Source organism: Hallella mizrahii, assembly GCF_009695775.1.
In the GTDB taxonomy this organism is placed as follows: domain Bacteria; phylum Bacteroidota; class Bacteroidia; order Bacteroidales; family Bacteroidaceae; genus Prevotella; species Prevotella mizrahii.
Genome location: NZ_VUNG01000036.1, coordinates 16,825 through 42,043, shown reverse-complemented (window position 1 = coordinate 42,043; position 25,219 = coordinate 16,825). Strand labels below are relative to the sequence as shown.

The 25,219-nt window shown below is 48.9% G+C and carries 14 protein-coding genes and 1 pseudogene; 8 read left to right on the top strand and 7 right to left on the bottom strand.

Annotation, left to right across the window (positions count from 1 at the left end):
- Positions 1-441: 441 nt before the first annotated feature.
- The gene (gene xyl3A, locus FYJ73_RS12120) at positions 442-3,021 is read right to left on the bottom strand and encodes a xylan 1,4-beta-xylosidase (RefSeq protein ID WP_154534986.1); all 2,580 of its coding nucleotides are present in this window, start codon (positions 3,019-3,021) and stop codon (positions 442-444) included.
- 399 nt (positions 3,022-3,420) lie between these two features.
- A complete protein-coding gene (locus FYJ73_RS12115) occupies positions 3,421-4,608 on the bottom strand; it encodes an ATP-binding protein (protein ID WP_154534985.1) in 1,188 nt (395 codons plus the stop codon).
- A gap of 546 nt (positions 4,609-5,154) precedes the next feature.
- Between FYJ73_RS12115 and FYJ73_RS12110 the strand changes: the two are divergent.
- Positions 5,155-5,313, top strand: a pseudogene (locus FYJ73_RS12110) (glycoside hydrolase family 97 C-terminal domain-containing protein); the annotation flags it as partial.
- Positions 5,314-5,554: 241 nt separating this feature from the next.
- On the opposite strand, the gene FYJ73_RS12105 reads toward FYJ73_RS12110, so the two are convergent.
- The 5 genes from FYJ73_RS12105 to FYJ73_RS12085 all read right to left on the bottom strand — a co-directional run bounded on the left by FYJ73_RS12105 (position 5,555) and on the right by FYJ73_RS12085 (position 13,620).
- The gene (locus FYJ73_RS12105; RefSeq protein WP_154534983.1) at positions 5,555-6,145 is read right to left on the bottom strand and encodes a DUF4840 domain-containing protein; all 591 of its coding nucleotides are present in this window, start codon (positions 6,143-6,145) and stop codon (positions 5,555-5,557) included.
- A gap of 2 nt (positions 6,146-6,147) precedes the next feature.
- Positions 6,148-7,818 carry a C10 family peptidase gene (locus FYJ73_RS12100; protein ID WP_154534982.1) on the bottom strand — a complete coding sequence of 557 codons (1,671 nt, stop codon included), beginning with the start codon at positions 7,816-7,818 and terminating at the stop codon, positions 6,148-6,150.
- A 78-nt stretch (positions 7,819-7,896) separates the two neighbouring features.
- Positions 7,897-8,709, bottom strand: coding sequence for a hypothetical protein (locus FYJ73_RS12095; RefSeq protein WP_154534981.1), 813 nt, complete (start codon positions 8,707-8,709; stop codon positions 7,897-7,899).
- Between the two features lie 24 nt (positions 8,710-8,733).
- Positions 8,734-10,350 (bottom strand): RagB/SusD family nutrient uptake outer membrane protein, encoded by a 1,617-nt coding sequence (locus tag FYJ73_RS12090; protein WP_154534980.1) that lies wholly within the window; start codon positions 10,348-10,350, stop codon positions 8,734-8,736.
- A gap of 21 nt (positions 10,351-10,371) precedes the next feature.
- A complete protein-coding gene (locus FYJ73_RS12085; RefSeq protein ID WP_154534979.1) occupies positions 10,372-13,620 on the bottom strand; it encodes a SusC/RagA family TonB-linked outer membrane protein in 3,249 nt (1,082 codons plus the stop codon).
- Between the two features lie 271 nt (positions 13,621-13,891).
- Between FYJ73_RS12085 and FYJ73_RS12080 the strand changes: the two genes are divergently transcribed.
- The 7 genes from FYJ73_RS12080 to FYJ73_RS12050 all read left to right on the top strand — a co-directional run bounded on the left by FYJ73_RS12080 (position 13,892) and on the right by FYJ73_RS12050 (position 24,455).
- On the top strand, positions 13,892-14,149 hold the full coding sequence (locus FYJ73_RS12080; protein WP_154534978.1) for a hypothetical protein: 258 nt from the start codon (positions 13,892-13,894) through the stop codon (positions 14,147-14,149).
- Entirely contained in the window at positions 14,146-14,562 is a 417-nt protein-coding gene (locus FYJ73_RS12075; protein ID WP_154534977.1) for a PIN domain-containing protein, read from the top strand. The genes FYJ73_RS12080 and FYJ73_RS12075 overlap by 4 nt, the downstream gene beginning before the upstream one ends.
- Positions 14,563-14,634: 72 nt before the next feature.
- Positions 14,635-15,567, top strand: coding sequence for a tyrosine-type recombinase/integrase (locus FYJ73_RS12070; protein ID WP_336509604.1), 933 nt, complete (start codon positions 14,635-14,637; stop codon positions 15,565-15,567).
- A 441-nt stretch (positions 15,568-16,008) separates the two neighbouring features.
- On the top strand, positions 16,009-19,002 hold the full coding sequence (locus FYJ73_RS12065; RefSeq protein WP_154534975.1) for a SusC/RagA family TonB-linked outer membrane protein: 2,994 nt from the start codon (positions 16,009-16,011) through the stop codon (positions 19,000-19,002).
- A gap of 30 nt (positions 19,003-19,032) precedes the next feature.
- Positions 19,033-20,592 carry a RagB/SusD family nutrient uptake outer membrane protein gene (locus tag FYJ73_RS12060; protein ID WP_154534974.1) on the top strand — a complete coding sequence of 520 codons (1,560 nt, stop codon included), beginning with the start codon at positions 19,033-19,035 and terminating at the stop codon, positions 20,590-20,592.
- Between the two features lie 79 nt (positions 20,593-20,671).
- Positions 20,672-22,369 carry a C10 family peptidase gene (locus FYJ73_RS12055; protein WP_154534973.1) on the top strand — a complete coding sequence of 566 codons (1,698 nt, stop codon included), beginning with the start codon at positions 20,672-20,674 and terminating at the stop codon, positions 22,367-22,369.
- 334 nt (positions 22,370-22,703) lie between these two features.
- Positions 22,704-24,455, top strand: a complete 1,752-nt coding sequence (locus tag FYJ73_RS12050) for an AAA family ATPase (protein WP_154534972.1) — start codon at positions 22,704-22,706, stop codon at positions 24,453-24,455.
- Positions 24,456-25,219 lie beyond the last annotated feature (764 nt).

Sequence of the window (25,219 nt, the reverse complement as noted above, 5' to 3'; positions counted from 1 at the left end):
GTCATCAAATGTACATCCAACGTAGGGGTGGGGTTTATCCCCACCCTAACCCCGCAAAACATATGATTGGGTCGATATAGTCGCCTGTCTTGGAATTTGGTTGTCCTACTGACGAAAACAAGAAAGAGCACAAAAAGACTTCATGCCCCAAAATGGAGCATGAAGCCTAATTTGTCGTCTTGTTTAATCGCACTACATCGCCACTTGTTTCAGATTCTCCTGTTTTCGCCACTTTTTCGAGATCAAGAGATTAGTTATCATGCGGGGGGTAGGGTGGACGATTAGTTACCACCCTAACCCCGCAAAACATATAATTGGGTCGATATAGTCGCCTGTCTTGGAATTTGGTTGTCCTACTGGCGAAAACAAGAAAGAGCACAAAAAAGGCTTCATGCCCCAGAATGGAGCATGAAGCCTAATTTGTCGTCTTGTTTAATCGCACTACATCGCCACCTGTTTCAGGTCTTTCTCCATGGAGCTGGTGCCGCAGTAGATCGAGTAGTGGTGCTCAGGATTCCAGCGCATGGTATTCGTGGCGGCATCCCAGAGCTCGAAGGTACGCTCGTTGAGTGGGATGACGACCGTCTTCTTCTCCCCAGCTTTCAGGCTGACGCGCTGGAAGGCACGCAGACTCTTGATGGGGCCGTCGGTATCGTCGTTGTCACGAACGTAGACCTGTACGGTCTCGCCGCCGTCGCGCTGGCCCGTGTTCTCGACATCTACGATGAGCTTGCCGCCGATCTTACCCGACTTCTCCAGTCGTGGCTGTCCCAAACGGAACTGGGTGTAGCTCAGTCCGTAGCCGAAGGGATAGAGGGCGTCGCCCTTGAAGTAGCGATAGGTGCGGTCTTTCATGTCGTAGCTCTCGAAAGGCGGCAGCTGAGAAGTGCTGCGATAGAAGGTCACGGGGAGCTTGCCCGAAGGGTTCACCTTGCCGAAGAGCACGTCGGCCACTGCCGTGCCGCCCTCCTGGCCGGGGTACCATGCCTGGAGAATCGCCTGACAACGGTCGGCTTCGGGAGCCAGTGCGATGGCAGCGCCCGAGCAGTTGACCATGATGATCTGCTTGCCGGCATCGTGCAGGGCGGCGATCAGTCCGCGCTGTACTTTCGGCAGCTCGATATTTGTGCGGTCTCCACCGGTGAAGCCCTCGATGTGCACGGGCATCTCCTCGCCTTCGAGAGCCGGCGAGATGCCGCCGACGTAGATCACCTTGTCGATGCCCTTGAGTTGTTTGATCGTTGCGGTGTAGTCTACCGGCTTCTCGATACCGAAGTTGATCTTTAGGTCAGCGTTCCATGTCTTCACATAGTTGAAGTCCACACGGATGTCGTAGCTCTTGCCCGCCTCTACTTTCAGCACGGTATGGGTGGGCATCGTGCGCCAAGTGTGCATCTGTTGCTTGCGCTCGCCGTTGACATACACCTCGAAGTGACCACAGCCCTCAACGTCAAGCGCCACCTCGCCGCTCTGCTTAGGATAGAACGTCGTGGAGTAGCGGGCAGAGAAATCCTGGACTTTCACGCCCGGCGCAAAGTTGTGCATGCCCGCTGTGGTCACGGCGATGGGCTGAGTATAATACTGTGTGGAGACAGCTTTGCCCTCGCGCTCGGTGTTGTTCCAGAACTCGCCTTTGAGTCCTGTGGTCTTTCCGGCACGGCACTGGGTGAACAGCGGGTCGATGACCTTGTCGGCGGTGAGGTCACAGCCTTTGATATAGACCAGATTTTTATAGTGGCTGCGCAGTCCGTCGAGGATGTCGATGGTGTGTGTCGGCGTGCCATTGTAGTTGCCCCACATCATCGGGCGGTTGTCGGCGTTGGGTCCGATGACGGCGATGCGCTCATGGCTCTTTGGGTCGAGGGGCAGGATGTTGCCGCTGTTCTTCAACAGCACGAGCGACTGTCGTGCCATGTCGAGCGAGAGCTGGGCGTGCTGCTTGCTGGATACGACGGAGAAGGGGATGCGGCTCCACGAAACGAGTTTCTGATCGTCCATCTCACCGAGGTCGAAGCGTCCTTCGAGCAGGCGGATCACATGCTTGTCAACCTCCTTCTCGCTGATGAGTCCTCGGCGCACGGCGTCGGGCAGACTCTTGTAGGCATAGTTGTATCCGCACTCCACGTCGGTGCCAGCGAGTGTGGCGCGTGCCGAGGCGTGGGTGGCGTCGCTCGACACCTTATGGCTTGACCAGATGTCGCTCACGGCACCGCAGTCGCTCACCACGATGTGCTTGAATCCCCACTCATCGCGCAGGATCTGTTGCAGCAGGCGGTTGTTGGAGCAGCAGGGCTCGTCGTCGACGCTCTGATAAGCACACATCACCTCGCGCACGTCGGCATCCTGGACGAGCGACTTAAACGCGGGCAGATAGGTCTCCCACAGGTCGCGTGGTGAGACGTCGTTGATGTTGGCCGTGTGGCGTGTGCTTTCGGGACCGCTGTGTACGGCATAGTGCTTGGCGCACGCCCAGAGCTTGCGGTAGCGCGCCGAGTCGGGACCTTGCAGACCGCGCACGACAGCACAGCCCATCACGCTTGTCAGCCACGGATCCTCGCCGTAGGTCTCCTGACCACGGCCCCATCGTGGGTCGCGGAAAATGTTGACATTCGGTGTCCAGACCGAGAGACTGTGGAACTTCTCCACGTCGCCGCCCATGGCCAGCCGGTGATGATATTGTGCCCGCATCTCGTCGCTGGTGGCTGAGAAGACACGATAGAGCAAGTCGGGATTGAAAGATGAGGCCATGGCGACCGGTTCGGGAAAGACCGTCACGCCACCGAGGTTGGCGACACCGTGGAGTGCTTCGCTCCACCAATAAAACTTCTTGATGCCCAACCGCGGGATGGCGGGACTCTCGTCGAGCATCAGTGAGGCTTTCTCCTCAAGGGTCAGACGGCCACAGAGATCCACGGCACGCTGGTGGGCAGAGAGGCTGGGATCTTGATAAGGGAGCTTTTGGGCGCTCACGCTTGCCGCGCAGAGGCAAACGACTCCCAACAGAATGTGTTTTAGTGTCATGTCTTTAGTTGTTATGGTTATTTTTCTTGATTGCTTCTGCAAAGATAGCTGTTTTTTGCCAAACAGCTCTTGTCCCATGTAACCAATACTTTGCGCAGTGTTGCATGTAAGACAGATGTCTATGTGTTATGCAAGACCGTGTTATTATTCTTCCACAAGTCTGCACGAATGCGTAGCTATTCAGCTGCCATATCGCCCTTTGGCGATAACAAGTTGTTGATATAACTGGAGATTTTTAGTTATATAGAAGCGAATTCATTTCGGTGGTTGGTATCCACATCGTTTTGGTGTTATTATCCTGTTAATGGCGCGGCAGGCGGTGAAGCGTAGGGGCGGGGTTTATCCCCGCACTCTTTTGGTGAAGAACGAGGAGATAATGGAATATTAATTAGTAAAGGACTACCTAAACAGCTCTTGAAGGTCCATGCTTAGGAATGTCTCGGCAGGGATACCATTCTGTCCGACAATCACTGACTGCACTGGATGATACTTCTCTTGGAACATATGTAGTCCATGTGTGTCTGATTCGCTATTGCTTTTTACTTCTATTGCTACCGTCTTATCCAATTTTCTTAACACAAAATCAACCTCGTCAACACCATCTCGCCAGTAGTACAGGGACCATCGATGGCGGAAGGCTTCGTTCATCAACCAACTACCTACGGCTGATTCGAATATTCTTCCCCATAATTTCCTGTCCATTTGCACATCTTGGAAACTTTTGTCCACATAGATGTCCTTCAAGGCATTGTTGTACACCTGGTATTTGGGTATACTTGCACGCTTACGCGCTTTGTCCATGGCATATTTCTGCAAGCCACTGACCAGCCCACTTTGTGACAACAGGTTGATGTAACCTGCCAGTGTGGTTGTATTGCCTGCATCCTGCAATTGTCCCAACATTTTGGTTAGAGAGACCATCTCGCCCGAATAAGCCGCGCACAACTCAAAGGTCTGTCGGAGGAGGGCTGGCTTTGTAATGACTGTGTTCTGAAGGATGTCCTTGTTGATAGTTGCGTCAACAATAGAGGAGAGAATATAGTCGCGCCAGCGGAGCTCGTCGCCAATGAGAAGAGCACTCCCCGGATACCCGCCATAGAAGATATATTGTTCAAGACTCCAACCAAACGCATCGCGCATTTCTGTATAGCCCCAATGACTCATGCGTATCTCTTCATATCGTCCGGCCATGGAATCAGCCAATCCGCGTTCAAGCAGCACACGAGAAGAACCAAGGAGTAATACTTTGACGGGCAAATCATGGTATGTGTCTGAATCCCATTCTTTCTTCACGGTCTCGCTCCATCCAGACAGTTTCTGTATCTCGTCGATGACGAGCACCAATTGACTGAGTGCTTGTCCCTTCACTATCAGTCGGGCTTGTGCCCAACAATCACTAATCCATTTGCTCTGGCTTGTGGGAACATCATCTGCTGCATAAAAAAGATGAGGGATAGGCAAATCCTTCAACACTTGCTTGACCAACGTAGATTTTCCTATCTGGCGTGGACCCATCAAGACCTGAATAAAGTGGCGCGGCTCTTCCAAGCGCTGCTTCAGTAAGACATATTCCTTTCTCGTATACATACTATTTTATCAATCTGATGTATTATCTATGCGATTTAAAATAAACTGAATATCAGTATATTATCTACACATTATGGATTTTGCTCAACGCCCTGCGTAAAATTACTCAATGCATTGAGTAAATTTACTCAGGGCACTGAGTAAATTCAGAATCCACCTGCAAAGTTAGTGAAAACGAGTGGAATAGGAAATAAAATCTTGCTTTATTTGCTATTCCTAAGTGTATACGCCTTACGCTACATAATTGCAGCCCATGCTCCACAGCACGCAGCTCCGCCCATCGGACCTCAGATCAAAGGCTACGGCTTGGTGAACTACAAGGAAGTAAAGGTATAATATTAGCTTCGTATGATGCACTTACCAGCATTGCATTCTATCGAAGTTTTGCTAATTTCTTATTGTGCATTCAATACAATATTACCACAACTTCCTCAGACCAGATAGCTGGGGGCATAGCGTAGACCTGCTGCTGATCACCATTGCCAATGAAGAGCAACTGACAGTTAAAGGACATTCGATAAACGTGATGCCGGCAGGTTTCTCAAGAAAGGCAAGAAGTATGTCGCGGAGCTATATACCGACGATCCCACGATGAAACCCCGCACCAACGTCAGAACACAAACACTGAAGGTGAAGGGCGGCAAGCAGCTGAGACTGACGTTGCTGCCCTCCGGCGGCGCAGCCATGAGGATACACCAGCAATAGCTATTGGCTTATGAACCGACGAGAGCAGCAAGCAATCTTCTTTTCGGTGTTTAACTTGTGGAGAGTATAAGAGGGCTGACCGATTCTGCTTCCATAGTTCTTTGACAGTAATAATGTGACGAGACGGTTGGTGACAGTGCAGCAGGGGAGGACTTCATGACCTCCCCCGCACTGGAATTTTTGGCAAGCCTGTCAAACTTAGTCTTGGAAAGTAACAATAAGGAGAAGTTCTCAGCAGTGATCAGCCATGGACATGTATCATTTGCTCCTTGTCAGCACTATTGGAAAAATAGAAAACCTGTGACTCCTTGAGCAGATTCTCGCCATTTGCTCCCAAGGAAGCTGACTTTACTTTAACTTGAATCATGAATATGTTTGTCGTAAAGTCATATGCTAAGAAGTTCTCAGAGCTGGTGTTGTCGAAGCGGATGGTCAGCGTCGTACTCTTGCCTTGAGACGAAACAGGAAGACTGATGTCATCAACAGCAATATGATAGAGGTTTGGATTGGAATGATACAGTGACAAGGTTCCCTGTAGTGGAACATAAGCGAGCTGTTCGAGCTGTTCTTTGATTTCAGCATCAATCCTTTGGCCTGCTATCCAGGCTGGCCGAAAAGATGCTATTCGAAGTATGTTCTGTGACAAAGACCAGTTAGAAGAGACGGTATCATTCTTGGCTTCCACATTGTTGTAGTATATCATCCAACCCTGATAATCGCCGTTCAAATCGGCCGACGCACTTTCTTTGGAATCGCTGTCGCCACAGGCACTCAAGCCGAACAAAGCGACAACGATCCACAAGCCTGCTAAACGAAAGATGATCTTGTTCATGATTATTTGACCACTTTATAGGTTTTCTGTCCGTCTTTGACAATCAACAATCCCTTTGCCGGGATATCTTCAAGGCGGAAAGCAGCTGCCGAAGACACGTAAATACGTCTGCCAAGACTATTGTATACTGAAATCAAATCGGAGAGACATGAAGACCGGAACACCGACGAAATGCCTGTCCAAGTATCTGATGTCTCTGGAGTGACGGTAATATGATTGTCTTGATCGACGGTGACCTGATAAGCGGAGCAGACAGACGAATTGCTCACATTGTCGTTTCGAACCAATTGCCAATTTTTCTCACGGTCTGCTTTTGAGACAAGGTAAACGCGATAAGTCACCCCAGGAGTTTTCACCCAATTGGACTGGAATGATAGATTACTGCTCGAGTAGGTGCGGCCGTTCTTGTATTCCTGTAGTGACAATCGTGTTGCTTTCATGACCACGGAATCACAGGTGGACAGATTAACCCACGTCATGCCAATGAGGCCGTCGAACTGAGTAGTGCCCATATTGATAAAGCTGCCGGAAAGTGTGATACGGGTGCTTGTGGCGTTCATCTTTAAATCAGAAGACGTAATCTGTGACTGATATTCATTCCCGATATCTTCAGACGTCAGTCCTACTATCATCCCTTGTTGCAAGGAGAATGCATAGTTTGCGGGATTGAGTTTGGCAATGTCGTAGTAGCCGTCTTCCGAACCGTTCCATCCCCAGTTGATATGTACCAACCCATCGCTATCGTAACCATCGAGCACGAAAGCATGACCGCCGTTGGTCGCATCCACGCCCGTATAGAGTATAGGACGCTGGGCGTCGATCTCCTGGTAGACCATCTTCATCCACGATTCCTCGGAATAATAGTCACGGTTGTAGAGCTGAGCGTCCTTATATCCGAAATTGTTATTGAAGGCTTTGCAGGCTTCTACGTCAAAAGCACCACTGCCCGTGGCGGTATACTGCATATTGATGGCAGCACCGCAATGCCACATCAGAGTAGCTACCGCCGTTGCCTGCGCATCGGTATAGCTTTTGGAGTAGTTGTCGATCATATTGTCCCAGTCGTAGGTAGTCTGGCTGAAGTCTGCCTTATAAATCTCGCCGTTGAAGGAATACTGATTGGAGCCTGTGCCCTTTGTGGGATATTTCCAGTGGTACATAATCTGCGCCATGGCGGTAGCCTGACAGCCAGTGGGATAATGGCCGGATCCCATGCCAGGGCAATCATTATTAAAAGGTGAGCCTTGTCCCCAAGTAGAGGTGATCATCGGCTCCACCGACTTGCCGTTCTCAGGCTTGACGACGCGCTTCAACGTGGCATTGCCCTTTGCTTTCTCTGCTTCCAGTACTCGCGTCATGGTGTTGAGCCACCATTTAAACTGAGGATTGTCTGAGGAAGAGGAACGAAACGAGTAGCCAAGCACAGCATCGGTGGCATCGTCGTTGCTGATGACCACCAAACCAGCTTGTTGCGATCCCATCACAGTGAGCACGTCGTTTTGTGACAGTAGCTCGACCTGCAAGGAAGTCGTCTTGCCTTGTGCCTTTGCCTGGCTCACCTTCGAGGAAAGCACGGAGGCGGCAATCTGCCTCATCTCCTCCAGGCTGCGCTCAGCGGCATTCACGCCATAGGCGCCGAACACGCATAGTAGTAAGAGTATAACCTTTTTCATCTTCTATAAAAAATAAAAGCCATATCCCCTCCCTCGAAATGAAAGAGAGGAAATATGGCTGTCTTACGTATTGTCTAATTACTCATCAGGAAGGGTGATGGTCCAATCATCATACCAGCCCGGTGTGAGTTGTCCATCTTCGATAATACATAGATATCCCTTCATCGTTATCACATTGTCCTCTTGTGAAATAGATTTGCAATAATGGTATGTTTTACCATATTTCTTATCGACATATCCTGAATAAGCGGTAGCAAAAGCACCGCCCTTCTTCAAAGAAGGATCCACGAGGATCTCATAGTCATTCTCTCCAGCCTCATCAAGATTATTTTCTGCAACAACAGAGTGGAATGGACTATAGAGCTTGTAAAGCCCTGGCTTCTCCTTGGCTTGCGCAATCACGATTGGCGCATTTTCCGGACCGAAGTACGAATTAGTGAACAATGCCTTGTCCTTGAACTTCACCCAAGTATAGTCACGAAGGATGGAGATCCTCAAACTGTCCACGCCATACTGATAGGCGTTTTCCGGTGCCAAGACGATGCAAACGTCCTGTGAGGTACCTATCTCCATGTCGAAGGTCATGTCCACCGTCTTAGTTCCCTCACCGGCTGCGAAGGAAACGGTAGAAGGAACTTTGAACTTGCTGTTGTCGCAGCTCAGGGTGATCGTTGCTGCCTGTGTGGAATCAGGACGCCCCACCTTAATGGTCAGCTTCTGTTCCATGTCCGGCAGATAGGTATAAGAACTTTCTCCATCTGCTGTGTTCAGGAAAGCCTGGTTGGAAGTAGCATCCTTCACTGCCGGATCATAGCTATAGTCATCGGTACAGGACGTAAACCCTGCAACCACGACCATGGCGAGGAAAGCAAAATGAAATATCTTTTTCATATTTTCTTCTTCTTTTGATGTGAATTATTTACCTGTCCAAGGTGTATAGGTATCAGATGGATCAGGGTTGTTATACTCAGTGACGGCCTTGTTGTTATTACCCTCTGTCTGGACGATACAGTAGTTCATCCAAGCTGGGCGGCCATTGGTATTGAAACGCTGCACGTCGCGCCAATTGGTGTCTGCATAGCCACGGGTCACGGAATAGTTGAGTCGCTTGATATCGAAGAACGTCTGGCCTTCGCCAAAGAGCTCCACACGCTTCTGGAAGACAATCTCCTCAATGATATCTGCTTGCGAGGTTGCTTTGCAGGTATAGCTGGGGTTGCGATATTTCTTCATGAACTCCTCCAAAAGTTGTTTGCCTTTGTTGGCGTCCTGATGGGCAGCTGCTTCTGCCTCAATGAAATACATCTCTTCCACACGCATGATCGGATAAGCGGTAGCTGCACCGGTGTTAGGGTCGTCGCTATTGCCTTCGCCTGGACGGAACTTTAGTGAAGTATAGGGAGGGAAAATCGCGCCGTTGGCGTCACTCACATAGAGATTCTTGCCATCTAAGGCAGATCCTTTAGGTGCTTTGAACCAGAGCTTGCGCCAGTCGTTGTTGCTGATACGGTCATACATGTTCTTGTCGATCTCATTATAAGTGCCGGTTCCCGTACCGCAGTAGCCGAAACTTGACTCGTCACTGACGAAAGACGTCCAGTTAATGATACCGGAAGTAACAGTTCTGTTCTCTGAAGTCTGCTGTGCGCCCCACATCCAAGGGTCAACGACATTGAAGCCTGTCTTGGTGTTCAGAGCCTGTGTTTCCGTCATCGGTGACAGATGTGACTCATTAATGGCCAATCGGGCATATTTCTCTGCGTTGGCATAGTCTTCGTTCCACATATAGAGACGGGCCTTCAAACCGTAGACACAAGCCAAGTTAGGCAGGGTCTTGCCATTCGTATTGGTCAGATGGACGATATACTTCTCGGCGTTGTCCAAGTCACCAAGGATGAAAGCGGCCATGGTCTTATGGTCTACACGTGGGTTGGAGCGTGCGCTGTCCTGACTCATGCCTGCCTTGATGATAGGAACAGTGAGGCCAGTCACGTCATGACCATAGCTGTTGATCGCACTGGTCTTGTCATTGGGAAGGAACTCAAAGCTGCGTGCCAGATCGAGATACAGCATCGCACGGAAAGCATAACCGGCTCCTAAATAGCCTAACTGAGTGTCAGTGGCGTTGTCGGCATTCACGCCGCTGATCATATTGTTAGCCGTGTTGATGAAACCATAGTAAAAGTTCCAGATAAACTGTGGGTAGATATACTTGTCGCCCTGGTATTTGTTCTGTCCCCAATTCTCGAACTGGTTATAAGAGTCTGAAGACTTCAGAAGGTCACCGGTCTGTACGTCGCGGATATGCATGAGGGCTCCATATCCAAAGGACCAGTGACGGTCCTCGCTCCAGATCGTGTTGAAATAAGCCGGCATGGCACTCAGTAAGGCTTCGGCTGCTGAAGAAGACTGCTGAACCTGGTTTTGTGTCGCATATGACGTGGGCTCAGTCTCATCAATACAGCCAGTGAGCGAGGTCAGTGACATTGTCAGAAGACCTGCTACATATATATAACGATTGATTTTTTTCATAAACATGATATCTTTAAACGTTTAGAAGTTAACGGTGATACCTCCGGAGATGGTGCGTACTGCAGAATAGTAGGCACTGGAAGCTCCACCACTGATCGACTGACGAGGATCCAAGCCCTGACGCTTTGACCATACCCAAATATTGTCAGCCACACCATAGATGCGGATGCTGCCGATACCAAGATGGCGTACCCATTGTGTAGGCAACGTATAACCCAACGTAATATTCTGAAGGCTCAGGTAAGAAGCACTGGTCAGGAAACGGTCTGAACCGGCGGCGGTATAGCTGTCGCCATACTGAATACGTGGAATATTGCTTGTCGTGTTATCTTTTGACCAAGCGTTGAGCAAGTCGGTGTGCATGCCAAAGCCGGCATCATTGCCACTCATCAATCCTGCATATGTGCCATCGTACACCTTGCCACCCAACTGATAGGTAAAGTCAATGGAGAAGTCGATGCCTTTCCAGTTGACACTTGTGCCAAAACCGCCGTAGACATCCGGCATCACGTCACCTACGTTGTAGGTATCTGCGCTACTGTAGTTGGAAGTTGTTTCAAGTCCATCCACTACATTATGACCATTCGCATCCTTGAGGATGTTGCCATTCTCGTCTTTCTTGTAGGTTGTCTTGTACCAAAGCGACTCACCAGTATTCGGATCTACGCCTGCATACTTCTTGGTATAGTAGGAATAGATGGAGGATCCCTGTGTGTAGAAATAGCTGGAAGAGGAGTAACCATCCTGGTTCTCATAGTCAAGGTGCTGTGTACGGCGCTCTGCCGGCAACTTTGTGATCTCGTTGTGGTTGGTGGTCAAGTTGGCATTCATGGTCCAGGTCAAGTCCTTCGTACGGATGATGTCTCCGTGAAGGTCGATCTCGACACCGTCATTGAGCACGTTGCCGACGTTGCTGTAATAGCCCGTATAACCGAAGGAAGCCGGGAGCGGGAACCACATCAGCATGTCGCGGGTCTTGTTGGCATAGTACTCAATGCTACCATAGAGACGACGATTGAAGAGCGAGAAGTCTGCACCCACATTGAACTTGGCATTCTTTTCCCAGGAGATATCCTCATTACCCAAAGAACGCGGTACCAGAGAAACTTTGTCGTTGCTGTTAGTAATACTGTAAGTGGTGATATAGCGATAAGAGCCAATCTGGTCGTTACCATTCTCACCATAAGAAGCCTTCAGTTTCAGTTCGTCCACCCAAGAAGCATTGAACCATTTCTCCTTATTGATCATCCAACCTAAGCCTAAAGCCCAGAAGGAACCCCAGCGGTTCTTCGGCGCAAAGTTTGAAGAAGCCTCACGTGTCCACGATCCTGACAGGAAATAGATGCCGTCGTAGTCGTAGTTTACACGACCCAAGTAGCGCTCGTCGTTATAGTCGGTCGTGTAAGAGTTGGCAGAGCCTTTGACCACAGCACCGGCAAGTTCCTTGTTGAAGACTGAGTATTGATTGGACTTACTACCATAGAGCTCATAGCCACGAGTGCGGTAATACTCATGACCAAACGTGGCAGAGATATTGTGCTTGCCATAGGAGTGTGTCCAATCAAGCAACTGCTGATAGTTGTAAGCCCATGTCCGCCATGTCTCTTTATCCACCTGACCATTAGAAGACTTGTACTGTCCAAAGAAAGGATTGGTAGTCTCTGTAGTGCGGTATTCGTTCAAGTACACACTGTTGATAGATGTGATCTTGAAGCCGTAGGGCAGACGAACCTCGATCGTTCCCACGCCATTGAAGGAGTTTCCTTCTGTGTTGTGCGTGTCGAGCTGATTGGACGACAAGGGATTGGTCTGGGTCATATAAGGACGAGTCAGGCCATATCCTACCTCTTGCGTCTGATCACCGTAGTCGTACATGTTCAGACGCGAGTTGGTGTCATAGATAATATTTCCCTTACCATCTCGTATATAGAGTGGATAGATAGGAGCCATATAGGTCATGGCAAAAACATTACCAGAGCTTGCTGAAGAACCGTCGTCACCTAAGTAATTCTGATTATAATGGACATAGTTGCCATTACCACCGATCTTCAACCAAGGCTTAAGTTGATAGTCAGCCTTCATACGACCTGTGAAGCGCTTATAGTCTGAAGCCGTGGTGATACCTTCATTATCAAGATAGTTGCCTGATATATAGAATGTGGAACGGTCGGTGGAGCCATTGGCAGTCACTGTATATTCCTGACGGAGTGCATTGCTGTACAAGGCGTCGTCCCAATTGTCTGGAGTCAGATAATAAGAAGCACCATTACGGGTCATGTACCTGCCTAACGTTGCATAGGGGTTCAGCTTGCCATTCTTGCCGATCATCATTTGGCCATCAGGCATAGTGTACACATTATAATGCAAGCTGTAGGAATTCTCTGCACTGGGATCTACCATGTTGGCATTGGCAAATTTCCATGCTTCATCGGCAGAGTATCCCAGTTTATTCATGCCGTAGTTGTACAATCCCTGGTACCACATCTCATAATACTTCGCAGGGCTGTCGATCACGTTGTAATAAGGAACGCCACGGGAGTTGGATCCCCATTTGGCATCTACCGTAATATTGGTAGCCTGACCGCGGCGTCCGCTCTTGGTGGTGATCAGCACAACACCATTGCCACCGCGCGCACCATAAAGTGCAGTAGAGGCTGCATCCTTCAGAACGGTCAGCGACTCTACGTCGGCAGGGTTGATATTGTTCAGGGAACCATCGTATGGAGAACCATCAACGACAATCAGCGGGTCGCTTCCGGCGTTGATGGAGTTGATACCGCGAATACGGATCGTTGGCGTGCTGCCCGGCATACCGGAAGCTGTGTTGATCTGGATACCGGCGGCCTTTCCTTTAAGAGCATCGACAGCATTTGTGACTTCTACCTTAGCAATGTCTTTGGAATTGACAACTGCTGCTGATCCTGTAAAGGTAGACTTCTTCTGTGTACCGTAAGCCACGACCATCACCTCGTCGAGGGTCTTATTGTCGTTCTGCAACACCACCTTCATGTTGCCGCCGGCCTTCACGGTCTGTGGCTTCATGCCAAGGTAGGTGACAACCAGCTTAGCGCCTGCGGGGGCATTGAGCTGGAAGTGACCGTTCACGTCGGTGACGGTACCTGTGTTTGTACCTTCCACCTTCACGGCAGCGCCAACTACTGGCTCACCGTCGTCTCCGGAGGTTACGGTACCACTAACATTCGTCTGAGCCATCACGCTTCCCGCGAAGAGGAAGGTTCCGGCCAAAAGCGTCATTAGTCTTTTTTCCATAAATTCTCTCTTTAGTTAATATATAATGTTATTGTATTATCTATGTATGTTATGTGTGATGTCGTTGTTCCTGTGTGTGTTCTCTCTATTTGTCCACACCTTATTATATATGTATCTTTTCTCTGTCTCCTTGTTCCTCCTCTCTTCTACTGTGTCCTCCTCCACGCGGGAGGGGGCAAAAAAACGATTGCATTCTTGCTTGTTTGCAATATATTTCGTATCTTTGCCAATGTGATATAGAACTCTTAGCATTATCCTTATAGTTTAGATTATGGCTACAACATACAACATATCAGGTCAGATTCCTTATTGGAACTTACTAAAAGGATTGAGTAAGGAAATAAAAGTCGCTCTAATATCAAAGCTGAGCGATTCGATAGCAATGTCCACAACTGTATCAAAAAAGAAAAATCCAGAAACTCTCCGTAAGTTCTATGGCTGTCTGAAAGATGAAGACTTCCCATCATCTGAAGAAATAGAGAAGGTTATGGAAGATAGTGACAAAAACATTGAAGGATTTCTACTATGAGTCAATATCTTCTTGACACTAATGTGTGTATAGAGGTGCTGCGTGGAAATCCTATGATCAAGCAACAGATCCTTAATATCGGGACTGATTCCTGTTATATTTCTGAGATTACAGTTATAGAGCTTAAAGTTGGACAAGAACTTGCCCGCAAAAAAGCAAAGCAGGGACAATTTAAGAAGCAGTTCGTAGAAGAATTCATCCAAAGTCTCAATATTATACCAATCAGTTGTGCAATTGATTTCTTTGCACATGAGAAGGTAAGACTTCAACTTGAAGGAACTCCAGCACACAATAATTTCGATTTGCTAATTGGCTGTACTGCAGCTGTCTGCAATATGACTATGGTGACGGAGAACATAAAAGACTTTAAGAGAATAGATGGTATAAATATAGAGAACTGGATGACGAGATAATCATTTCGTATATCACATCTATATTTATGTTCCACTTCTCTTACCACTTCTCATTAACTCTCCACCGCCTTCATATTTCGCTGGCTGGAGGGTCAAGACACAAGAGCAAAACACCTTTCTTTTTATGCGCTGAACAAGAAGCAAAGCACTGCGAGGAAGCACAGCAGTTCAGTACTGCAAAAAAACTACCGGACCGCTATCCGCTCACTTCATTATTTCTTGCAACATCAGGAGCTCATGGTCCAAGATCTCTCACCGGAGTTGATGGCAGGCTACTCACAATGGCTCCGGCAGCATGGCATCAGCATGAACACGGTGTCGTGCTACCTTCGCTCCTTGCGCGCTATATATAATAAGGTGGTAAAGCAATATAGATTAGAAGACCGCAAACCGTTTAATGACTTGTTCACCGGTCACGCCAAGACCGTGAAGCGGGCGGCCACTGATGACGACATCAAACGTTTGCAGACAATGATTCTCCTCAAGCAGTCAGCATTGCAGCTCTCGCGCGACATTTTTCTTTTCAGTCTCTATGCCCAAGGCATGCCATTCGTGGATATCGCTTTTCTGCACAAGGAACAGATACAGGATGGCATGATCATCTATGAGCGCCACAAGACCGGCCAGCAGATCATCGTACAGATAGAGGGCTGCATGCAAGAAATCATCGACCGCTATAGCAAAGCTGACTCTGATTTTGTTTTTCCCATCATCACCACTCACAACCCCGCGCAAGCCTACAAGCAATATCAAAGCAGTCTAAGAACCTATAACCGCAATCTACACAAATTGGAAAAGGTGGCTGAACTCAAGCGCAGCTTAACTTCGTATGTAGTCCGGCACACATGGGCAAGCATCGCTTACGATACCAATATAGATCTTGCTGTCATTGCCAGTGCGCTCGGCCACACCAACACCAACACTACACGCATCTACATCCGTGACATCAATAACCGACGCCTTGCTGAAGCCAATAAAAAAGTGCTCGGAAGGATTCGACCGTAGGAAGACATAATACCTTTCCACATTTCTGTTCATCGATGATCCTTTACGAGTTTAAAGACAAAAGCAACCTTTATAATAGATATATCGGTGCCTATAGTTGTTAAGCATTTGTTACCTCTCTTCGATAAAAGCAACGGATTATTAAGTAAAACGAAACAAAAATGTAACTTTTATATAAAAATATTTGCTTAGTTTGGAAATATTATTTAAATTTGCAGTCTGATATAATTATATAAAATTAGAATAGGTAAATAAAACTTGACTTATCCCCCTCCCGCGTGGAGGAGGACACAGCAGAAGAGAGGAGGAACAAGGAGACAGAGAAAAGATACATATATAATAAGGTGTGGACAAATAGAGAGAACACACTGGAACAAAGACATCACACATAACATACATAGATAATACAATAACATTATATATTAACTAAAGAGAGAATTTATGGAAAAAAGACTAATGACGCTTTTGGCCGGAACCTTCCTCTACGCGGGAAGCGTGATGGCTCAGACGAATGTTAGTGGTACCGTAACCTCCGGAGACGACGGCGAGCCAGTAGTAGGCGCTGCCGTGAAGGTGGAAGGTACAAACACAGGTACCGTCACCGACGTGAACGGTCACTTCCAGCTCAATGCCCCCGCCGGTGCTAAGCTGGTTGTCACCTACCTTGGCATGAAGTCACAGACCGTGAAGGCCGGCGGCAACATAAAGGTGGTGTTGCAGAACGACAGCAAGACACTTGACGAGCTGGTAGTCGTTGGTTATGGTTCTGCACGTAAGCTTGGAACCATCACTGGTACAGTAGGCAATGTGAAGGCTGAAAAGGTCAACAATGCACCCTCTTCTTCTGTACTCGACAACCTGCAGGGTCAGGTGGCCGGTCTGAATGTTCTGACATCCTCCGGTGAGGCTGGCGACAACGCTGTGAGCATCAACATCCATGGTATTGGCTCACTGGGCGCAAGTTCTACGCCTTTGTACGTCATCGACGGTATTCCCTCAACCTCTACTGCCGTGATGGCCATGAACCCTAACGACATCAAGAGCGTTACCGTGTTGAAGGACGCTTCCTCTACCTCTATCTATGGATCTCAGGCTGCCAACGGTGTCATCTATGTCACTACCAAAGGTGGAGATTACAACTCTAAGGCCAGTATCACATTCCGCACGCAGTATGGTTGGAACACCTTGGCCAACAAGGGCTTCTATGAGGATATGATGAACAGTACCGACCTGTATAACTTCTGGCTCAACAGCGGACTGTCTACAGAAAAGAGCCTTCAGAAAAAATATGCAGGCTATCTCGATGAAAACGGTCTGCCGAAGTACAGCACCAAGTGGTACAACATCTTCCAGAACTTCAACACGCCGCAGACCCAGAACGACGTCACCTTCCAGGGTGGAAGCGATCGCATGGCTTACTTGGTCAGTGGATCACAGTTCCATCAGAAAGGAACTGAGGTCGGCAACTACTACGACAAGTTCAACCTCCGTACCAAGATCGACACCAAGCCGTTTAAATGGTTGAGCTTCGGTATCAACAGCAATGTAAGTTACAGTAAGCAGACCTCTAATCCAAACTGGGGCAACTCGTCAGGATCTGCCAATTACACCTCAGGCGGTCTGTCATATATACTGAACCCTATCTACACAGACTTTGACCCTGAGACTGGCGAGACCTACGAACAGCGCTATCCGTTTGGACTCTACAATCCAAACTATGTAGCTGAGAACACACCAGACATTTACTCTCGCTATGGCCTCAACGGCAACGCATACATCGATATCAACCCGATCAGAAACTTGCACATCAAGTCTGTCGTGGGTACCGATCTGTATTTCTATCGTGAGAACTACTTGCGCTATCCTTCTTATGCGTCCTCCAATGGCTCAGGCGCAAGAGCAAAGGCTACCACATACGCTTACTCCCACATCAATACCAACACCATTGAGTACAGTTTCGATGTGGCTCAGGATCACCATATCACCGTCTTGGGCGGTGAGGAAGGCCGTATCATCGACAGCGACTACTACACAGCAAGCTCCACCGGTCAGTACGATGATCGTCTGATGAACCTGCAGAACGGCCGCCAGAGCTCCTATAGCATGAGCGAGTCAGCCTCTACGAGCAAGTTCCTCTCGTTCTTCGGTCGTGTAGACTACAACTATGGCGACCGCTACTTCCTCGACGCTTCGCTGCGCAACGATGCCAGCTCTCGCTTCGGTAAGAACCACCGCAATGCTACCTTCTGGTCTGTCGGTGGACTGTGGAAGATCAAGAACGAAGCTTTCATGGCACCTGTGAAGTGGGTCAACAGCCTTGACTTCAAAGTCAACTATGGTACGCAGGGCAACGCCGGTATCGGCAACTACGCTTCTCTGGCACTTGTCTCCCCAACAACATTCTATAATGAGGGTGCAGCCCTCGCGTTCTCTCAGCCAGAGAACAACAATTTGACTTGGGAGAAGCAGAAGACCTTCACTATCGGTGTGGCCGGCAGACTGTGGGACCGCTTCAACTTCGATGTGTCCTACTATGTGCGTAAGACGTCCGACATGTTGATGAGCGTGCCTTATCCCTACACCACCGGTTTCTCTTCTGTCGCTACCAATGTGGGTGGCCTGCAGAACAAGGGTATCGACCTGACGTTCGGCGTTGACATCCTTAAGCACAAGGACTATTACCTGAACTTCAATACCACATTCAACTACAACTCACAGAAGATCACCGAGCTCTTCCAGGGCCGCAACCGCTATGTCATTGCCAACACGTTGGTGGCCTATGTCGTCGGCAGCCCTGTTGAGTACTATCTGCCTATCTACGCCGGTGTGGATCCTGCCGATGGTGCACCGATGTGGTACAAGGCGGGTGACGATGTCGACAAGACAACAAAGAAAGAAACTACTAAGGTTTTCTCAGAAGCAGCATTGACACAAAACTCCGGTAAGAAGCGCTTTGCTCCTGTCAACGGTGGTTTCAGTATCAACGGCGGATGGAAAGGTATCTACCTCAATGCAGACTTTTCCTACACGCTTGGCAAGTACATGGTCAACAACGATGCTTTCTTCTATGATAACCCCAATGTTGTAGGAACATCCTACAACCAGCGCAAGGACGTGCAGGACTTCTGGACTGCCGAGAACCCCAACGCCAAATACCCAGCATGGGGAAAGGGATACCAACTCGAGTTTGATACTCACTTGCTCGAGAATGCTTCCTTCCTGCGCTTGAAGAATCTGGTCATCGGTTACAACCTGCCCAAGAAGTGGCTCGCCTTCCAGAATGTGCTCCACGGCGTGAACATTTCTTTCACTGCCCGTAACCTCTTCACCATTACCAATTATACGGGTATCGATCCGGAGGTTGACTCCAACGTGACCTATGGTGTTGCGGGCAACACCAAGCAGTATCTCTTTGGCCTGTCTCTGACATTCTAATCACTCACAGTTAGTAAATTTAGGATTCATATGAAAAATATATTTAAATATATCATGTTTGCCGGTGTGGGTATCTTCAGCCTCTCATCCTGCAACATGGACGAGGAACCGACGACTTCCATCACGGTTAAAGACGGTGAGAAGATGATCACCACCGATAACCTGTTGCAGTACTATCGCAACGGTATCGCTACTTCATTCCGCTCTACCCTCTACGGCAACAACTCTATGATCGACGAGGTGATGTGCGATGGTTTCAACGCCACGATCGATTATGGCAACAACTATGGTCCGGTGCACCGAACCGACAAGGGCTTCACCGACAGCAATGACGATATAGCCAGCTACTGGTCCAAAGAATATTCTGCCATCAGTGACTACGACATCTTCATCGACGAGGCCAACAAGTACTATCCTACAGCTGCATCCAGCATCGCTGCCAAGAATACAGCCAAGGGCGAAGCCTTCTTCTATCGTGCCTTTGCTTATCTGCAGCTGGCCCGTCACTTCGGCAAGGATTATAATCCATCCACAGCCTCTTCTGATCTTTGCGTACCTTTGGTGCTGCACTACGATCAGGAAGCCAAGCCTGCCCGTGCCACTGTAGCAGAGGTGTACAAGCAGATCAAGGAAGACCTCGACTCTGCCTCTACGCTTTTGGCTGGTACCACCGGTAAAATTCGTTCTCAGCGTCCTACCATCGATGCCGTCAATGCCCTCTATGCCCGCTACTATCTCGACACAGAGGACTATGCCAACGCTGCCGCCAGTGCCATCAAGGTGTTGAACTCTGCTGCCGGCTACAAGCTCTCTTCTACCATGAAAGAGATGAAAGACGAGTGGCAGGATGACAAAGGCACCGAGCCTATCATGCAGATGCCGGGCTCTCTGACAGAGAACGGTACGGGTACCAACTCCTACTATACACGCTGCGACAGCTATGCTGCACTGACACAGTACAAAATCAGCGCGATCTATCTCGATCCTTATTTCCTGCCTTCCCAGAAAGTGTTGAATCTCTATGGCGACAAGGATCTGCGTGGCATGTGGTTCTCTGATGGCTATTGGTATCTTGACAACGATTATCATGCATGCCTTATTGGCAGTGGTTTGCAATTTCAGCACTTCTATACTTTCAACAAGTACTTGGGCAACCCAAGCCTGACATCATCCTATGCCAATGCGCGCCAGCTTCCCAAGCCGCTGCTTATCAGCGAGATGTACCTGATCGCTGCTGAGGCAGAGTTTGACCTTGGCAAGACAGCAGAGGCCAAGGAGATCCTCAACGAACTCCAGACTTCGCGTGGCGCCGAGGCCACAGAGGCTACAGCCGAGAATATCCACAACGAGTGGTTCAAGGAAACTATCGGCGAGGGTCTGCGCTTCTCTTGTCTGAAGCGTTGGCACACGGGCTTCAATGGCCGTGCCGCACAGCCGGGAGCTTTGAAGGATGAAGTCATCTACACATCAGGTGACGGATCTACATACACGGGCAAGAACTTCCCTGCTGACGATCCCCACTGGCAGTGGCCTATCCCATCTCATGAGATTCAGCTGAACAGCAACCTCGTACAGAATACGGGTTATTAAATAAATTTATAACTCCACTATAAAGGGCACGCAGCAGGCCAATCGTCTCTGCGTGCCTTTTTTTATCACATATCAATTTATGAGAAAGATCTATTTCCTGTTGCTCTTCCTCTGTCTGGCCGTCAACATGCAGGCCAGGAAACGTACGGTGCAAGAGATGAAGAGTATCGCGCTGAACCAATTGGGGCTGTATTCTTCTTCGACGCGCGGCAATGCTACCACGGAAGTGAGAAAGATGTACGATGCCGACATGCTCGCTGTCTACGGCACTGAGAGCGCCTTCGTCGTCGTGAGCAAGAACACAGAGTTCGCACCGGTACTTGGCTACTCCGACGCACCTTTTGTGGCCGACAATATGCCCACAGATTTCCTTTGGTGGATGGCCCAGATCACGGCTTCCATGAAGCGTGGCTATCAGTCCAATTATTCACCGGCGACACGCAGCACGGGCGACAGCTCCTACCTTGTCACGGCACGCTGGGGACAGACATCACCCTACAGCGATGCCTGCCCGTCATATACTGGGTGTGTGGCTACGGCAATGAGCCAGATCATGTACTATTACAAATATCCTGCTCAGGGAGAAGGAACGGACTGCGCTTATACCGTCAACGGCACCGACAACGCGCGCAGCTTCTCAACCACCTATGCCTGGGACAAGATGGTGGATGATTATTACAACTCCACCCTATTTATTAGCAAGGCACGTAAGAATGCTGTTGCCGACCTGATGTTTGATGCCGGCTCTGCCGTTCACATGCAATACACAAATACAGGAAGCGGTGCCTATACAAATGATGCCGCAGCGGCGTTTGTGAAGAACTTCCACTACGATTCACTCTCAGTCAACCTCCTCTCTCGCTTCCTCTATAGCGACCAGGAGTGGATGAACATTATCAGCAACGAAATTCAAAACAAGCGTCCTATTCTCTATGCTGCTTCCGACACGGTGGCAGGCGGACATGCCTTCATCTTCGACGGTATTGACGACAATGGTCTGGTACATATCAACTGGGGATGGGACGGTTCTGCCAACGGCTTCTACAACATTGCCGATCTGAGCCCCAACGACACCATCTTGTCGACCGACGATCACTATCACTTCAATCTGGGACAACAGATGATCATCGGACTCAAAGCACATGCCAACGCCGATACAGAGGACAGTTATCACTCTCAGTGGTGCTCTGACAGTATCGTGGCTTACTCTACACCGGGCAAAGACTCGTTAGGCGTGGAGATTGCCAACCTCTATAACATGGACTATCAGGACTTCTCGGGCGAGATCTTACTGCTCCTCATCAGTCAGGCGCAGAAGGACACGACAGCCGTGAACCTCATAGACATTCCCAAAGGCACAAAGTCTACGGTTCCCTACGGCTCAGGCTTCACTTTCCGAAATAATGAAGGAAAGGTAGAGGTTAACTATTTCGACTTGAAAAAAGACTTGGGGATGAAAGCCGGAAGCTATAAGGTGTGCTTAGCATCCCAGTCCGACCGTCAAGCAGTGCCTACTGTGCTGCGGGTCATGGGTGGAGAGAGCAGTAGCCTGTTTACGTATTCCGCCGATGGTATGATTACCTTCAATACGTCTACCGGTATCAACAACGTACTGCAAACATCGCCTACGTCGAAGGACAACAGTGTCCGTGTTTATGATGAAACAGGAAAACTTGTCTATGTCTCGTCACCAGAGACGTTCCGTATTGACAATATACGGGGACATGGCTTGTTCATCATTAAACAAGGTACAAGAACAAGAAAAGTAATCAGATAAAACTCTTCTATATAGGGGGAAGATAGAAAACGCTTCTATCTTTTCCCCTTATATTTTTTTTGAGAATCACTTCAAATAAGTAGCTATTCAGCGATTTTTCGGTGGATAGCATCCACATCGTTTTGGTGGTATTACCCTGTTAACGGCGCGGCATGCGGTGAGGTCGTAGTTAGGGCGGGGATAAGCCCGCCCTAACTACGGTGGCAATATTACATTTGGTTGTATTTCAATAGACATGGACTGCAGAGAAGAAGGTGGAAAATAAAACGGCGGTTTCCTTTCACGTTCCACTCCTTTTCGTTATATTTGCACTTGAATATAACAAGGTGGCATCATGAGCACGAATTTCAAGCATATACCTTACGGCATTGCCGATTTCAAGCAGGTAAGAAATGAGCATCTATATCTGGTCGACAAGACGATATTCTTCGAGAAGATGGAGAAAGCTGGACACTTCCTCTTCCTCGTCCGTCCGCGCCGCTTCGGCAAGAGTCTGTTCCTGGACATGCTGGAGACCTACTACGACATCAACGAGAAGGACAACTTCCAAGAGTTGTTCAACGGACTTTATGTCGCCGATCATCCTACACCGGAGCAGGGCGAGTTTCAGGTGCTGCACCTCGACTTCTCCTTGGTGGGCAGTGACCTGGATAACCTTTACGAGAACTTCAATCGCTATCTGAGCCAGCGCTGTCTGTTGTTTGCCAAGAAATACGCCGCCTACTATCCCGATGACTTCCTGGAGTATATGGAAAAGGAAAAGACGGGTATGGGTATGCTCAACCTGATCCATGGTGTCTCGCATGATCTGGACCTCAAACTCTATCTCATTGTCGACGAGTATGACAACTTCACCAACAACGTGCTCAACGTCAAGGGTCAGCAGGCTTATCATGAGCTCACCCACGGCACGGGCTTCTACCGCGACATCTTCAAGCTCTTCAAGCCAATGTTCGACCGCATCATCATGCTCGGCGTGTCGCCCATCACCCTTGACGACCTTACCAGCGGCTACAACATCGCCTTGAACATGAGCCTTGACGCGCGCTTCAACCAGATGCTCGGCTTCTCGGAGAAAGACGTGCGGGAGATGATCCGTTATTACAAAGCGGTGGGAGCCATCGGGGAGGACAAGACCGAGGACGACATCATCACCGACATAAAGCCGTGGTACGACAACTACTGCTTTTCAAGACGGAGCTTCGCTACTGACCCAAAGATGTTCAACTGCGACATGGTGTGCTACTACATGAGCACGCTTGTGGATACCGGCTATCGCCCCGATGATCTTGTCGATCCCAACACCATGACGGACTACGGCAAGCTGAAACGGCTCATAGAGATCGATAACATGGAGGAGAGCCGCCTTCAGATCATCCATGAGATCGCCGAGAAAGGTTTTATCTACGGTACCCTTGTCAGTCATTTCCCAGCCGAACGCATCATGGACTACGACAACTTCGTCAGTCTGCTCTACTACTATGGTATGCTGACCATTGGTGGCGTGCGTGGTGAAAGTCTGAAGCTGATCATTCCCAACAACAATGTGCGCATACAGTACTATCATTATATGTTGGATGAGTACCAGACGATCAACGCGCTTCCGGTTACCGACCTGCGTAATGCCTATGACAGTGCGGCACTTGACGGCGACTGGCGCCCGCTTATCGAGTTCATCTGCAAGGCTTATCACGACACCACGGCGGTAAGGCAGCTCATCGAGGGCGAGCGCAACCTTCAGGGCTTCATGAACGCTTACCTCACACTGACCAATTATTATCAGGTGGCTCCGGAGATGGAGTTCGCGCACGGTTATTGCGACTTCTTCCTCCTGCCCAACTATCTCACCTATCCCATGGTGGCGCACAGCTACATCCTTGAGCTGAAATATCTCAAAACCGATGCCACCGAGGCAGAAGCTGCGAAACAGTGGGATGGAGCTGTAGAGCAGATCAAGACTTATGCTGCCGACCGAAAGCTCCAGAGCATGCTTCACGGCACACAGCTCCACGCCATCGTGATACAGATCAAAGGATATGACTTGGTGAAGTATGATGAGATAAGGAACTGTCAAAAGACTAAGTAAACAGTTCTTGAAGATCCATGCTCAGGAATATCTTGGCAGGGAAGTCACTTTGCCCGACATTTGGTATGCTTGCCCACTTACTCTCATTGGACAATCTCTACAATTTGGACTATCGCAGACCATCGCTCCTTTGAAAATAGATACTGTTGAGAAAACTGACAAAAAACCGGCTTTATCTTGGAGATTTTCTGTGCGAGAGGTTACTTTGCTCTCAATTTCGCGAAAATTTCGCTGTTTTTGTAATTCGCTGACAATAAGCATGTTGTAAAGATCTTGGTTTCTAGGGGAAAGAAAAAGCCAAGTGAATAGTGGCAAAAAAGCCTTTCTGAGCACAAATTCTCTAGAGAATTTGTGATCATCTCAGTTGTTTGTGCTGAAGAAACAAGTGTTTTGATCGGCACAAACAACTGAGATGATCGGATGAAACAACTGTTTTGTCACCGAAAAATGGCAAAGGGTGGGGTGAAACGCCTCTTTTTCTTGCTGCAGAACAGGAAAGGAGGTCTCTGTACTCTCTAGTTTGCGAGCGTTGACAGAAGGTGTTTTGTCAAAACAATTGCAGTGGCGTGTAGACCTGTCCACCCCGTAATTACTGTTTGGAGATTCCCGTTTCACTTTCTTTACGGCATTTTCTCTTCTTTGTAAGTATTCACCGAATACAGGCCGAAAGGCAGGAAAATAAAAAGAAAACGCAGCAAAAGTCTACTTCTAACGAATATACGGCGAATGTCAGCAATGTCGGCTTGGGGAGGTTCGTAGGGGCG

Bases quoted from the DNA above. Each gene is read 5' to 3' on its own strand.
- FYJ73_RS12115 (WP_154534985.1), bottom strand. From the start codon at position 4,608: ATGTATACGAGAAAGGAATATGTCTTACTGAAGCAGCGCTTGGAAGAG.
- FYJ73_RS12065 (WP_154534975.1), top strand. From the start codon at position 16,009: ATGGAAAAAAGACTAATGACGCTTTTGGCCGGAACCTTCCTCTACGCG.
- FYJ73_RS12100 (WP_154534982.1), bottom strand. From the start codon at position 7,818: ATGAAAAAGGTTATACTCTTACTACTATGCGTGTTCGGCGCCTATGGC.
- FYJ73_RS12105 (WP_154534983.1), bottom strand. From the start codon at position 6,145: ATGAACAAGATCATCTTTCGTTTAGCAGGCTTGTGGATCGTTGTCGCT.
- FYJ73_RS12080 (WP_154534978.1), top strand. From the start codon at position 13,892: ATGGCTACAACATACAACATATCAGGTCAGATTCCTTATTGGAACTTA.
- FYJ73_RS12095 (WP_154534981.1), bottom strand. From the start codon at position 8,709: ATGAAAAAGATATTTCATTTTGCTTTCCTCGCCATGGTCGTGGTTGCA.
- FYJ73_RS12090 (WP_154534980.1), bottom strand. From the start codon at position 10,350: ATGAAAAAAATCAATCGTTATATATATGTAGCAGGTCTTCTGACAATG.
- FYJ73_RS12085 (WP_154534979.1), bottom strand. From the start codon at position 13,620: ATGGAAAAAAGACTAATGACGCTTTTGGCCGGAACCTTCCTCTTCGCG.
- FYJ73_RS12055 (WP_154534973.1), top strand. From the start codon at position 20,672: ATGAGAAAGATCTATTTCCTGTTGCTCTTCCTCTGTCTGGCCGTCAAC.
- FYJ73_RS12075 (WP_154534977.1), top strand. From the start codon at position 14,146: ATGAGTCAATATCTTCTTGACACTAATGTGTGTATAGAGGTGCTGCGT.
- FYJ73_RS12050 (WP_154534972.1), top strand. From the start codon at position 22,704: ATGAGCACGAATTTCAAGCATATACCTTACGGCATTGCCGATTTCAAG.
- xyl3A (WP_154534986.1), bottom strand. From the start codon at position 3,021: ATGACACTAAAACACATTCTGTTGGGAGTCGTTTGCCTCTGCGCGGCA.
- FYJ73_RS12060 (WP_154534974.1), top strand. From the start codon at position 19,033: ATGAAAAATATATTTAAATATATCATGTTTGCCGGTGTGGGTATCTTC.